This window comes from Flavobacterium sp. YJ01 (assembly GCF_029320955.1).
In the GTDB taxonomy this organism is placed as follows: Bacteria; Bacteroidota; Bacteroidia; order Flavobacteriales; family Flavobacteriaceae; genus Flavobacterium.
Genome location: NZ_CP119757.1, coordinates 383,493 through 397,514 on the forward strand (window position 1 = coordinate 383,493; position 14,022 = coordinate 397,514).

Consider the following 14,022-nt stretch of genomic DNA (forward strand, 5'->3'; position numbering starts at 1 on the left):
AATGAACAGAACAGAAATTACCGAAAAACTAAAAGAGATTATAAAGCCATACGCAGCTAATACAGAAGCACACGAAAACCTAACGGAAGACACCGATTTCATCAAAGATTTGAATATCAATTCGGCTAATCTTGTTGATATTGTATTGGATATTGAAGAAAAATTTGATGTAGTAATTGACAACGCCGACATGGAACGTATGCTTGATGTGAAAACCGCAATTGAAATTATCGAAACTAAACTCGAGGCAAAATGATAGGCAACGATATTGTAGATCTTGCGCAATCTCGGCTAGAAAGCAGATGGTCACGTAAAGGTTTAATTGAAAAGCTTTTTAATCCACAAGAACAACAGCTTATAAAAAATTACCATGATCCAGAAATCATGGTATGGTTGCTTTGGAGCATGAAAGAAGCTGCCTATAAAATCTACAATAGACAAACTAAAATAAGAGAATTCAGTCCCAAAAAACTAGTATGCGATTTGAATTCTCTAAGCGATTTTCAAGCGCTCGGAACTGTTTCTTGCCTTCAAAATACATTTTACACCAAAACTATTATCTCTTCAGAAAACATTCATTCTATTGCTGTTAATAACTTAGAAAACCTCAACAATGTGATAGAAATCGAAAGAAAGGAAATTGTAAAAGACGAATTTGGTATTCCATATTTAAAAACTTCGTCCGCAACTTTTAAAGATGTTTCTGTTTCTAATCATGGGCGTTTTGAAAAGGTTGTGACTTATAAATAAACGTCTTTTTCAAATTATTCTAGCAGAATTTACTGCAACAGCGAAAAGTTAAATTACTTCTTCTTGTAATTAAAAATGCCTACGTTTCAAAATCGATTCTCGCTTCCCCCCCTTTCGCACCTTGGTGCACTTAATTGTCTATTTTTTTAACGTCTGTTTGCGCATATTCGTAAAACGATAATCGCAATTACAACCCATATTTTATAGTTTGTATAACTTCTGATTCTAATTATTTATTTTTCTTATAATTTCTTCTTCAAAAGTATTTCGATAACCTTAAAAACTTCAAAATTATAAATAAATTTAATAATCATAAAAAATTATTAATTTGATTTATAAATACCTTCCCTATACCTTTGCTTCATCAAAATCAAAGAAATGATTTGATCATCGTAAAAAATAACTTTAAAAAATAGAAATCATGAAATTTACAAGAAGAGCAAACGCAAACTGGAAAGGTACAGGAATGGAAGGAAAAGGTACTATTAGTACACAAAGCACCACTTTAGATAATGCACAATTGTCTTTTAAAACTCGTTTTGAGCAAGGTGTCGGAACAAATCCTGAAGAATTAATCGCAGCGGCACATTCTGGCTGTTTTACCATGCAATTAAGTTTTTTATTATCTGAAGCTGGATTTGTACCAGAAGATTTAGACACAACTGCTAAAGTAACTTTTGAAGACGGAACTATTACTTTAATCGCTTTAGAATTGACCGGAAAAGTGCCTGGAATTTCTGAAGAAGATTTTCAACAAACAGCTCAAAAAGCAAAAGAAATTTGTCCTATTTCTAAGTTATTGAATACTGAAATAACTTTACAAGTAACACTTAATTAATTTTTATTTTCAACAAAGTTTTGTCTTCCTGAGCGGAGTCGAAGGACGCGCCAGAAAATTCCACAAAGAATATCACCAATCTTTGTCGAGATACTTGCGAAGATTTGCTTCGCCAGTTCGCTATCGCTTGTGTTTCCTTCGTCGAAATGACAACATTATGGAGAATTAAATTTCTAAAATCTAAAATCAACAATTTAAAATCTAAAATAAAATGAAAACAATATCTAAAAGCTTTTTAGCATTCGCAGTAATAATCTTTACTTTAGCCTTAACAAACCTAAACGCGCAAACAACTCCAAAAATTAAAAATGTAGTATTAGTTCACGGTGCTTTCGCAGACGGTTCTGGATGGCAAGGTTTATATCAAATTTTAACTAAAAAAGGCTATAATGTAACGATCGTTCAAAATCCGTTGAGTTCTTTGGAAGATGATGTAAATGCAACCAATTTAGCTTTAGACAAACAAGACGGACCAACAATTTTGGTTGGGCATTCTTGGGGTGGAACTGTAATTACTGAAGCTGGAAATCACCCGAAAGTAGCCGCTTTGGTTTACGTGGCGGCTTTACAGCCAGATAATGGTGAAAATTCTATTCAGTGGTTGCAAACTGCGCCTCCTGCTCCTGAAAATGGTGTATTGCCTCCAGATGATAAAGGAATTGCATATTATGATAAAGCTAAATTTCACGCTGGTTTTGCAGGAGATTTAAGCAAAGAACAAGCAGATTTTATGTATGCTTCACAAGGTGCTTTTCATGCGCAAGGTTTTGGAACTCCAATTACAAAAGCGGCTTGGAAAACTAAACCTTCTTACGGAATCGTAGCAACTTAAGATAAAAGTATTGTGCCAAGTATTCAACACGCGATGTACAAACGTTCTAACACTAAAATTACAGAAATAAAAGGTAGTCACGTGGTGTTTATTTCTCAGCCACAGAAAGTTGCTAATGTGATTATTGAGGCGAGTAAATAATGGTTAATTGTAAATTATAAATTATAAATTCACATAATCTTGTCATTTCGAGGAACGAGAAATCTCCGCGAGAAACTCTACAAAGATTGGCGACATTCTATACGGAGCTACTTGCGAAGATTTCTCGTTCCTCGAAATGACAGAATTGCATTTAATTTTACAAATTAACACATCGCTATGTTTATTAAAAACAAGTGAAACGCCTTTTTACACAAAGAAAAACTATGTTTCTATGTGTTTAGAAAAAGAAAAAAAATCAACTTAACTTACTAACTGCTTTTATAAAATAAGGCGAATCGTTCCAGCGGATTTTCTTATACGAGAAGTCTTTTTTAAGCGATTCAGGAAGACAATTCCAGATCGCTTCGTTCATTTTTTCGAGTAATAATTTCTTTGAAAAAGAATCAGAAACTACGAGGCTTATTTCTCTTACGGGAACAGGTTCTTTGAAAGGTTTGAAAAGTCCGCCCGACTCGTTCAAGGTCGAAAGTTTGGGAATAATCGCAAATCCTAAATGGGCACGAACGAGATTTTTTAAAGTTTCTATAGAATTAATATCGTACGTAAATTGTTCTTTTATTTTATCTGATGTTTTTAGTCCGCAAATGTCTAGCAATTGTGCGTTATAGCAATATTCATGATGAAGCAATAATAATTCGGTTTTATCGCCTGGCTGCATTTCATAAAATTCATCATTTGCCATCGGATGCGTCTCATTTAAATAGGCCACAAAAGGCTCTTTAAAAACAACATGTTCAATTAAATTAGAATTTCCGGTTGGCGTTGCCATAATTGCGACATCAATCGCGCCCGTTTCTAATTCCTTCATTAAATGTCCCGTATACCCTTCTTTGATAATAAAATGCACTTTTGGCGCCGCTTCTTTCATTGCTTGAATAAATAAAGGAATCAAATAAGGAGATAAAGTTGAAATAATGCCTAGTTTCAACTCGCCTTCCAGTAAGTTTTTTTCGTTTACAACAAAATCACGAATTTCATCTACTTCGCGAAGAATCTTTTTGGCTTTGTTTATAATTTCGATTCCTAAAACCGTTGGAGTAAGCGGCACTTTATTCCGATCAAAAATCTTGATTCCAATTTCTTCTTCCAGGTTTTTTAACTGAATTGTAAGCCCAGGTTGCGTTACCATACAAACTTCAGCAGCTCTTGCAAAATGGCGTTCTTCATCTAAAGCGACAATATATTTTAATTGCTGAATGGTCATACTTTGAGGTGCTAAGATACTAAGATGCTAAGGTACTAAGTTTTTAGTTTTAGTTTCTAATGAAAACTTTGTCAAAGTTCTAAACTTTGACAAAGTTACTTTACAAGCTAGAATATTATTTAAAATTAGAATAATTATCATCTTTTTCACATATAACAAAATCCAGAATAGTCAATTTATCGTACATATACAAAACGGATTAAAGGAATGCAGTAAATGCAAATGGAAGTAGTTTTTGGAGCATATTGTGTTTATCATTCCCAAATGATGTTTTTTTCAAAGTAAACTAAACTTGAAATTAAAAAAGCGATCCCTAACCGATCGCTTTTGTTTTTTTATACCAGAGCTGACGCGCATTTTAACATCAAAATCATATCAAAAAATCTGTTTTACTCAAATTGTATTTTTATATGTTAAATATTCACTTATTATTTTTCAGTTTTTAAGTTAAATTTTATTCATTTATTACTATTTTTAAGTGATTTATCTTAATTTATTTTTAAAACTTCATTAAACAGCTGTTAAAAGTTAATAAGAATTCATCGAAAATTCTGTAGAAAAAGGTATATTTGAGTATTATAGAAATTTAATATCGTGCAAGAAAAAACAAAATCACATAGTTTTATATTTCCAAAAACTCCTACTGGAGTCGACGGATTAGACGAGATTACAGAAGGAGGATTTCCGCAAGGACGACCAACTTTAATCTGCGGTGGCGCTGGATGCGGAAAAACATTATTGTCATTGCAATTCTTAATAAAAGGAATTACAGAATATAACGAACCCGGAGTTTTCATGTCTTTTGAAGAACCTTCAGACGACTTGACTCTCAATGTTAAATCATTAGGCTTTGATCTAGAACAACTTAAAAAAGACAAAAAACTTGTTGTAGATCATGTTCGCGTTGAAAGATCAGAAATTGAGGAAGCTGGCGAATACGATTTGGACGGCTTATTTATTCGTTTAGGACATGCCATCGATTCCATAAAAGCGACTCGTGTTGTACTAGATACAATAGAATCGTTATTTGCTGGTCTTGACAATCAAGCAATACTGCGAGCCGAATTACGAAGATTGTTTCATTGGCTCAAAGCCAAAGGCGTAACAGCCGTTATTACTGGAGAACGTGGCGAAGCAACTTTAACTCGTCAAGGTCTAGAAGAATATGTTTCGGACTGTGTGATCGTTCTCGATCATCGCGTAATTGAACAGGTTTCGACTAGAAGACTACGAGTTGTAAAATACAGAGGATCAACACATGGAACAAACGAATATCCATTTTTAATTGATGAAGATGGAATTTCGGTACTTCCGATTACGTCTTTAAAATTAGATAATGAAGTTTCGTCTGATATTATTTCTACAGGCGTTCCAGGACTAAACGAAATGTTTAACGGAGGCGGTTTTTATCGTGGAAGTAATATTTTGGTTTCTGGAACAGCTGGAACGGCAAAAACTACTGTTGCCTGTTATTTTGCCAACCAACAATGCGAAAAGAACGAAAAAACAATTTATTTTGCTTTTGAAGAATCTCCGCATCAATTGGTTCGTAACATGAAATCGATTGGAATTGATCTTGAAAAACACATTAAAAAAGGCATTCTACAAATTCACTCTTCTCGCCCATCTTTAAATGGTCTTGAGTTGCATTTGCTTACGCTTAGAAAATTAATCAAAGAGTTTGCTCCAACGACAATTATTATTGATCCTATCAGTAATCTTATTTCGGTGGGAAGTGAACACGAAGTTCGCTCGATGTTAGTTCGATTAATTGATATGCTGAAAGCCAATAATATTACGGCAATGTTTACTTCTTTGAACAAACAAACGGACAATTTCAGACCTGATTTGGCAGAAGAATCAGTTTCTTCATTAGTCGATACTTGGATTACAGTTCGCGATATGGAGGGAATTGGCGAAAGAAATCGCGGTATTTTTATCATCAAAGCACGCGGAATGGGACATTCTAACCAGGTAAGAGAGTTTGTGATCACAAGTAACGGAATCGAATTATTGGATGTAGAATTAGGTCCGCAAGGAATTTTAACAGGCGCAGCAAGACAATCTTATCAATTCAAGAAAACTATGTCTGATATTAAGCTTCAAAACGAAATTAACAGAAAAGACAGAGAAATTGAGCGTAAACGTAAAGTACTCGAAGCCAATATTGAAGCATTAAGAAACGAATTTGAGTCGGCAGAAGAAGAATTAAGTATCCTTAAAGCAACAGAAGAATTGCAGGAAAAACTATCTTCTAAGAAAAAATAAATCAGATGAAAAAAGAAGTAGCCGAATGGCAATTATTACTTTATATAGCAGGACAAACGCCAAAATCAATCAAGGCGCTTGAGAATATAAAAAAGTATGCAGAAGAATATTTAAAGGGAAAATACAGCATTGAGATTATCGATTTGCTGAAAAATCCGCAATTGGCAGAAGGCGATCAAATTTTGGCGGTACCAACTTTGGTGCGAAAATTTCCTGAACCTATCCGTAAAATTATAGGTGATCTTTCTAATGAAGAAAGAGTGCTTGTAGGTCTTAACATTAAACCTATAAACTCTTAGAAATGGAAGATTCATCTGATGGCACAAGTACAACCAAACATAAGTTTATGCTTTTTGTTTCAGGTATGTCTGTTAAATCAGGACATGCAATAGAAAATTTACGCAAAATCTGCGACACTTACCTCACAAACAATTATGAATTAGAAATTGTCGATATCAGTCGAGATAAAGAACAAGCTGTTATTCATCAAATTGTAGCGATTCCGACATTAATAAAGACTCACCCAGAACCAAAAAGAATTATTCTGGGTGATTTATCAGATAAAGAAAAAGTATTATATATACTGAATATAAACGAAAAGCTTGGAGGATAACAAAAAAAATATAGCCGCATTATTAGCAGAAATTGAATCGTTAAAGGAAGAACTTTACGAGTCAAACAGTATTGTCAATGCCATAAAACAAGGAGATGTAGATGCACTTGTAGTAAGCAGCAATGGTGTTCCTGAACTTTACTCTTTAGAAACTGCCGATTATACTTATCGCCTTCTTATTGAAAAATTTGGACAGGGCGCTTTGAGTATTTCTAGAAAAGGGCTCATTCTTTATTGTAATGAATATTTTTCGAAATTAGTCGGAATTCCGTCAGAGAAAATAATTGGAAATTACTTAAGCGAATATTTTGTTAGCCCCACGCAATTTGTATCTATAATAGAAGCGTTGCGCTACGGTATTACAACTCATGAAATTCTTTTAAAATCGGAAAATGAAAAAAAGATTTTCCCTGCTTATATTGCCTTAACTGATCTTGAACCTGCTGTAGAAGCCATCGGAATTGTAATTACCGATTTGACAGAAAAGAAAAAACACGAGGAAGCTCTAATTAAACACCAAAAAGAATTAGAAGAAAAAATAAACGAACTCAATAAAACAAATCGTAATCTGGAGGAATTTATTCATGTAATATCGCACGATTTAAAAGAACCACTGCGAAAAATTGTCATGAATACCAGCAGAATTGACCAAAGTTATTTTAAAGAATCGGACGTTAAAGCTATAAATGTAATGAAGTTATCTGCTCTTCGATTAAATTCGCTTGTAGATGATTTAGTTCAATATTCCTCGCACACGGCACAAGAAGAACGAACCGAAATAGATTTAGAAACCGTAATTTCAGAAGTTCTTGAGGATTTTGAAATTGTAATTTCTGACAAAAATGCAAGTATTAAAACAGGAAAACTGCCTAGAATTAAAGCTTCTAGAGTACAAATGCGACAGCTTTTCTCTAATCTTATTTCGAACGCGATTAAATACAGTAAAACTAACATTTCTCCTGTAATAGAAATTTATCAAGAAGAAAATTTAGATGCTGAAATACCAAACCAAAATGCTAAATTTGTAAAAGTTCAGATTAAAGATAACGGCATTGGAATGGAAGAATCTCATTTGCTTAAAATCTTTGTCATCTTTCAGCGACTGCATGCCCGAAACGAATATTCGGGAAACGGTATTGGTCTTGCCATTTGTAAAAAAATTATGGAAAACCATTCTGGAAATATTACAGTCGAAAGTACATTGAACGAAGGAACAGTATTTAACCTTTACTTCCCAATTTTATAAAATGCCAGAAAAATACAATTTACATATTCTGATTGCCGAAGATGACATCGATGATGCAGATGTTATGTCAGAAACTTTTAACAATAATCCAAGTTTTAGCAAAGTAAGTATTGTTGCTAATGGTGAAGAACTGCTGAATTACTTAAAAGACGAATCAAACAAAAAACCCGACGTTATTCTTACCGATATCAACATGCCAATTATTGATGGTATTGAAGCGTTGCAAGAAATTCTAAATACGAAAGAATTAAAAGATATTCCGTGTTTTGTTTATTCAACAAGCATTAACCCATCTTACAAAGAAAAATGCGATGATATGGGCGTTAAAGCCTATTTGATTAAGCCTTATTCTTTTGAAGCTTTCGCCGAAATTCCGAAAACTATTTTAAGTATTATCGAAGCTTAAATTTCAGTTTTTTATTCTTCATAAATAAATCATTTTCTAAGCTCAAAAATCATATTTGAGCTTAAAAAGTGCTTAAAAATGTAGTTTTTTATCATTTTTAGCTATAAAAACCCTATCTTACAGAAAAGATAAAAGTCGATTCTGTTGGCCCTATCGACATTACAGCTAATTTTTAAAAACTACAAAAAATGAAACAATTATTACAGTGGACCATCATTATTCCAATTCTATCTTGGGTTCTTTTATTTAGCGGACTAATCGCAGATAGCAGTATTTTTCAAATTGTTTCTAGTATTTTACTTATTCTCAGCGTAATGTCGGCTGTTCATCATTCTGAAATTATTGCAGAACGTGTTGGAGAACCTTACGGAACCATAATTTTGGCTATCTCAATCACTGTAATTGAAGTTTCTATTATCGTTTCTTTAATGCTTTCGGAAGGTTCTGAAGCGGCTTCTCTTGCCCGCGATACCGTTTATGCCGCGACAATGCTAATTTTAAACGGTATTATCGGATTGTGTCTTCTTATTGGAAGCATAAAACATTACGAACAGAATTTCTCTACTTCTTCCGTTACCATTGGTTTAGTTTCGCTAATTTCTATTATTGTGTTTACTTTGGTCTTCCCTACTTTTACAGAAAGTGTTCATGGTTCTTATTATTCTACTCCACAGTTGATTTTTGCTTCTATTGCCTGTTTGGTTATTTACGGCTCATTTTTATTTGCTCAAACAAAAGGTTATCGCCAATATTTTCTAACGAATGGAACGGATGAAGATGCTAAAACTCATCCCATAGAAATCAATAATAAAACATTTTATACCAGTCTTATTTTTCTTTTGGTAAGTTTAGGAATTGTAGTTTTACTTGCCAAAACCCTTTCTCCTACTATCGAGACTATTATTATAGGTTACAATCTTCCTAAATCTTTAGTTGGAGTTATTATTGCCATAATTATTTTATTACCCGAAGCTATCGCAGCAATTATTGCTGCAAGAAAAAACAGATTGCAAACAAGTCTTAATTTAGCTTTAGGTTCTGCTCTAGCCAGTATCGGATTGACAATCCCAAGTGTTGCGGCCGTTTGTATTATAATGGGGATGCCAATTGTTCTCGGACTCGATATTAAATCGATTGTACTTTTAGCACTATCTGTTTTTACAGTTATGCTTTCTTTAAGCAAAGGAAAATCGAATATTGTATATGGCGTTGTGCTTTTGGTTAATTTATTTGCTTTTATGTTTTTGATGATTTATCCTTGATTTTTTTAAACACATAGAAACATAGATTTTAATTTCTTGAAAAAAGAATACTAAAAGAAACTAGTTTCTCACACATAGCTTTGCGTATATGAAGTCAACTTTGTCAAAGTTTCGAACTTTGACAAAGTTTAATACGACCTTACCAATTACAACGATATAGTTCATAAACAGCGTTATAAGTGTATTTTTAACACCTATAAAAGTATCACAATAAAGACCAAAAGTGAACTATTTTACTCCTCATTTTTCATCATTTTTCTCTAACTTAGCGCTCTACATTTTGAAATGTAAGATTAAAATAAACTTTGTTTTTCTGCAAAACATTGATTGAAAAAGAATTACCAAACTTTCTCTTACTTTTTGCTAGAAAAACATCCTTCTAATAATTTAGTTAATTGAAAACTATGAGCAAATTTGATTTTGGAATTGTAGGACTCGGTGTAATGGGCCGTAACTTACTTTTAAATATTGCTAGCCATAACTTCGCGGCGGCAGGTTTAGATTTAGATACAGAAAAAGTCAACTCTCTTCAGCAAGAAGCTGATGCGGACCATACTATTGAAGCGACTACAGATGTTAAGCATTTTGTAGAACTTATTCAACAGCCTAGAGCTATTATGTTATTGGTTCCTGCAGGAAAACCTGTTGATAGCGCAATCGCTAGCTTACTTCCTCATTTAGATAAAGGTGATATTATTATTGATGGTGGAAACACGTATTTTACCGATACAGACAGAAGATTTTTAGAATTATCTGAAAAAGGAATTCACTTTTTCGGAATGGGAATTTCTGGTGGAGAAAAAGGCGCTCGTTTCGGTCCTGCTATGATGCCAGGTGGCGATCAAAAAGCGTATGAAAGACTTCGTCCTATTTTTGAAGCAATTGCAGCAAAAGTTGACGGAGAACCTTGCGTAGAATATCTAGGAAATGGTTCTGCTGGAAACTACGTAAAAATGGTTCATAACGGAATCGAATACGGAATTATGCAGTTGATTTCTGAGATTTATGACTTAATGAAAAGAGGTTATAATTTGGATGATGAAACGATTCAGAAAACTTTTGAAGAATGGAACCAAACAGACGATTTAAGATCTTACTTGATTGAAATTACTGGGAAAATCCTAAAACAAAAAGACGAAGACGGAGCTCTTTTAATTAATAAAATTTCAGATTGGGCAAAATCTAAAGGCACGGGAAAATGGACTTCGCAAAACGCAATGGATTTACAAGTTCCAGTTCCAACTATCGACGCTGCAGTTATAATGCGCGATATGTCTAAAACAAAACCGGAAAGAATTGAAGCTGCTAAAAAATTAGTTTGGAATGCTTCTGAAACAAATGTTCCGCAAAGCGAAGCAATTGCAGCTTTAAAATCGGCTTTATATCTTTCGATTGTTGTGACCTACGCACAAGGATTAGCGCAACTTAACACCGCTTCTAAAGAATACAACTACGGATTAAATCTAGAAACGGTTGCTAAAATCTGGCGTGGCGGATGTATCATTCGTGCTACAATTTTAGAAGATTTTAGAAAAGCATACGTTACAAAATCAGATTTGCCAAATTTGCTTTTAGATAACGGAATTGCTTCAAAACTAACAGAAAACCAAGCAGGAATGAGAGCCGTGATTCAGTTTGCTGTTCAAAAAGGATTACCTGTTGCTGGATTAATGAATTCGTTAGCCTATTTCGATGCTTACCGTTCTGCAAATCTGCCAACAAACCTAATTCAGGCACAACGCGATTTCTTTGGAGCACATACGTACGAACGTATTGATAAAGAAGGCGTTTTCCATACACAATGGGCTGAATAACAATTAAAGCAACACAACTACAACCACAATGACTAAAAATAAACTTAAGAATCCAACAATCATTGTTATTTTTGGAGGAACCGGAGATTTGGCGAAGAGAAAGCTCTTTCCCGCATTTCAAAATCTGTACCTTGACGGGCGTATGTCTGAAAAGTTTCAGATTATTGCTCTTGGAAGAGCAGAAAAAACCAATGAAGATTTTCGCAGTTATGTCGCAGAAAACCTAAATCTTTTTTCAAGAAGAAAAGGAGTTGATGATCCAGAAACTGAAAAATTTCTTTCGCACATAACCTACCATAGTCTTGATATTGACAAGGAAGAATCGTATATCGGATTGAATGAAAAAATCAACAATTTCGATCTGGCTTTTGGCGAACGTGCTAATCGTCTTTTCTATCTTTCGATAACACCTTCTTTTATTTCAACGATTTCAAGCAATATCAAAAAAATCGGACTTGCGGCAAATCCGAAACAAGATCGTATTATCATCGAAAAACCATTTGGTTACGATAAAACTTCTGCAATTGAATTGAATGAAATGCTTTCGCAGACTTTTAAAGAAGAGCAGATTTATAGAATCGACCATTATTTAGGTAAAGAGACAGTTCAGAATATTTTGGCTTTCCGTTTTGGAAATTCAATGTTTGAACCTTTATGGAGTCGTAATTTCATTGATTTTGTACAAATTACCGTTGCTGAAGAAGTCGGCGTTGAAGAACGTGGCGGATTTTACGAAGGTGTTGGAGCATTAAAAGATATGATTCAGAACCATTTGCTTCAAATTTTATGTATGACGGCTATGGAAGCGCCTGCATCCTTAAATGCAGATGATATTCGTAACCGGAAAGCAGACGTTTTAAAATCTATTCGCCGTATTAAACCAGATGAAGTCGATCATTATATTGTCAGAGGTCAGTACGATGCTGGAGAAATAAAAGGCGTTCCAGTTCCAGGATATCGCCAAGATAAAGGCATTGCACCAGATTCTAATACAGAAACTTATGTAGCCATGAAGATTTATTTGGACAACTGGAGATGGCAGGGAATTCCGTTTTACTTGCGTTCTGGAAAAAGAATGGAAGAAAAACAGTCTTCTATCATTATTCAGTTTAAACCAGTCCCACATTCTTCATTTTCTTATGGAAAAGAAGGTATGACTCCAAACCGATTGATTATCAACATTCAGCCTTCAATGGACATTAAACTACAGTTTATGACCAAAAAGCCAGGTTTATCAATGTCTTTAAGACCTGCTGAAATGGTTTTTGATTATTTTGCTTGTTCTACAATGTCACCAGAAGCTTATGAAACATTAATAGCAGATGCCTTATTAGGAGATCCTACTCTATTTATGCGTTGGGATCAAGTGGAAGAAGCTTGGGACGCAATTGATACCATTCAGCAAGTTTGGAAAACAACTGCTCCAAAGAATTTCCCGAATTACAAAGCAGGAAGCTGGGGACCTGAAGAAGCTGACGAATTGTTAGCACGCCAAGGACACGCATGGATTCCGAATACACAAACAAAAGAAGAAGTTTTAAATGATACAGATTTACAATAATACAGAAGAAATAAATACTGTTGCGGCAGATTTATTTGTAGAATCGGCTGAGAAAGCAATTGCTGCAAAAGGCAAATTCACAGCTGTGCTTACAGGAGGTTCTTCGCCAGCAGGAATTTATAAATTATTAGCATCTGATTCTTATAAAAATAAAATAGACTGGAGTAAAGTTTATATTTTTTGGGGAGACGAACGCTGGGTTCCGCTTAACGATGATTTGAGTAATGCTAAAATGTCTTATTCAACTTTACTAAGCCACGTTCCTGTTCCGCAAGAAAACATTTTTGAAATGTACAAAGACGGTGTTACGCCTGAAGAATATGCCGTTACTTACGAAGAAATCATTAAAAAGATTTTAGGAGAAGAAGGTAAATTTGACCTTATTTTATTAGGTATGGGAGATGACGGACACACGGCTTCTCTTTTTCCTGGTGAAGCTGTTTTAAAAGAGCAAACAAAATGGGTTGACGCTTATTATTTAGCTCCGCAGAAAATGTACAGAATTACACTAACTGCCCCATTAATCAACAAAGCAGAAAAAATTGTGGTTGTCGCTTTTGGTGAAAAGAAAGTTCATGCTTTAAAAGAAGTTACAACTGGAGAATTTAATCCAACTTTATATCCAATGCAATTGATTAAGCCGGTTTCTGGAGAATTATTGTTTTTGGTGGATAAAGTTGCTGCTGGACAGAATTAAGAAATTGTTTTTATAAATAAAGAATTAAGGTTTATACTTTTCAGTATAAACCTTTTTTAGTTTAACATATTTCAAATTCATGCATTTTAAGCGATAATTCATTCCGTAGGAATGTCTCGTCGGTAGAAATAAATTTGAATTACATTTAGGCGTTTAGGAGGAACGCTTGATTAATATATAATTTTGTGTAAAAAACAGGTATCCCGACAGGACACATGCAAATCGATATTATTTTTTTCTACCGACCATATATTCCTACGGAATATTAAATTGTAATTCCAATCTCGCTGTGCGAAGTCTCAGACTTCGTACCCACTCCAATTAGACACAAAGGAAAATAAATTCGAAACGGAATATAGCTGCGGGTAC

14 protein-coding genes are annotated in these 14,022 nt (G+C 34.1%); 13 read left to right on the forward strand and 1 reads right to left on the reverse strand.

Going from position 1 to position 14,022, the window contains the following annotated elements; all coding sequences use genetic code 11:
- Window position 1 precedes the first annotated feature (1 nt).
- The 4 genes from P0R33_RS01760 (at window position 2) to P0R33_RS01775 (ending at window position 2,420) form a co-directional block, all read left to right on the forward strand.
- The gene (locus P0R33_RS01760) at window positions 2–256 is read left to right on the forward strand and encodes a phosphopantetheine-binding protein (RefSeq protein ID WP_276173893.1); all 255 of its coding nucleotides are present in this window, start codon (window positions 2–4) and stop codon (window positions 254–256) included.
- Window positions 253–750: a 4'-phosphopantetheinyl transferase superfamily protein gene (locus tag P0R33_RS01765; RefSeq protein ID WP_276173895.1), complete on the forward strand. Its 498-nt coding sequence runs from the start codon at window positions 253–255 to the stop codon at window positions 748–750. Before P0R33_RS01760 ends, P0R33_RS01765 begins: the two co-directional genes overlap by 4 nt.
- A 421-nt stretch (window positions 751–1,171) precedes the next feature.
- A complete protein-coding gene (locus P0R33_RS01770) occupies window positions 1,172–1,588 on the forward strand; it encodes an OsmC family protein (protein ID WP_276173897.1) in 417 nt (138 codons plus the stop codon).
- Between the two features lie 211 nt (window positions 1,589–1,799).
- A complete protein-coding gene (locus P0R33_RS01775) occupies window positions 1,800–2,420 on the forward strand; it encodes an alpha/beta hydrolase (RefSeq protein ID WP_276173899.1) in 621 nt (206 codons plus the stop codon).
- 397 nt (window positions 2,421–2,817) lie between these two features.
- Here P0R33_RS01775 and P0R33_RS01780 read toward each other — a convergent pair whose 3' ends face one another.
- Window positions 2,818–3,786 carry a hydrogen peroxide-inducible genes activator gene (locus tag P0R33_RS01780; RefSeq protein WP_276173900.1) on the reverse strand — a complete coding sequence of 323 codons (969 nt, stop codon included), beginning with the start codon at window positions 3,784–3,786 and terminating at the stop codon, window positions 2,818–2,820.
- A 594-nt stretch (window positions 3,787–4,380) separates the two neighbouring features.
- Between P0R33_RS01780 and kaiC the strand changes: the two genes are divergently transcribed.
- The 9 genes from kaiC (at window position 4,381) to pgl (ending at window position 13,653) form a co-directional block, all read left to right on the forward strand.
- Window positions 4,381–6,054 carry a circadian clock protein KaiC gene (kaiC, locus tag P0R33_RS01785; protein WP_276173902.1) on the forward strand — a complete coding sequence of 558 codons (1,674 nt, stop codon included), beginning with the start codon at window positions 4,381–4,383 and terminating at the stop codon, window positions 6,052–6,054.
- A gap of 5 nt (window positions 6,055–6,059) precedes the next feature.
- Window positions 6,060–6,353, forward strand: coding sequence for a circadian clock KaiB family protein (locus tag P0R33_RS01790; RefSeq protein ID WP_248726578.1), 294 nt, complete (start codon window positions 6,060–6,062; stop codon window positions 6,351–6,353).
- Window positions 6,354–6,355: 2 nt separating this feature from the next.
- Window positions 6,356–6,667, forward strand: coding sequence for a circadian clock KaiB family protein (locus P0R33_RS01795; RefSeq protein ID WP_276173904.1), 312 nt, complete (start codon window positions 6,356–6,358; stop codon window positions 6,665–6,667).
- Window positions 6,657–7,913, forward strand: coding sequence for an ATP-binding protein (locus P0R33_RS01800; RefSeq protein ID WP_276173907.1), 1,257 nt, complete (start codon window positions 6,657–6,659; stop codon window positions 7,911–7,913). The genes P0R33_RS01795 and P0R33_RS01800 overlap by 11 nt, the downstream gene beginning before the upstream one ends.
- Before the next feature lies 1 nt (window position 7,914).
- Entirely contained in the window at window positions 7,915–8,319 is a 405-nt protein-coding gene (locus P0R33_RS01805; protein ID WP_276173909.1) for a response regulator, read from the forward strand.
- 188 nt (window positions 8,320–8,507) lie between these two features.
- Window positions 8,508–9,581: an ionic transporter y4hA gene (locus P0R33_RS01810; protein WP_276173911.1), complete on the forward strand. Its 1,074-nt coding sequence runs from the start codon at window positions 8,508–8,510 to the stop codon at window positions 9,579–9,581.
- Window positions 9,582–9,985: 404 nt separating this feature from the next.
- On the forward strand, window positions 9,986–11,395 hold the full coding sequence (gene gndA / locus P0R33_RS01815) for an NADP-dependent phosphogluconate dehydrogenase (protein ID WP_276173913.1): 1,410 nt from the start codon (window positions 9,986–9,988) through the stop codon (window positions 11,393–11,395).
- 28 nt (window positions 11,396–11,423) lie between these two features.
- Entirely contained in the window at window positions 11,424–12,956 is a 1,533-nt protein-coding gene (zwf, locus tag P0R33_RS01820) for a glucose-6-phosphate dehydrogenase (RefSeq protein WP_276173915.1), read from the forward strand.
- Window positions 12,937–13,653, forward strand: a complete 717-nt coding sequence (gene pgl / locus P0R33_RS01825; protein WP_276173917.1) for a 6-phosphogluconolactonase — start codon at window positions 12,937–12,939, stop codon at window positions 13,651–13,653. Before zwf ends, pgl begins: the two co-directional genes overlap by 20 nt.
- Window positions 13,654–14,022 lie beyond the last annotated feature (369 nt).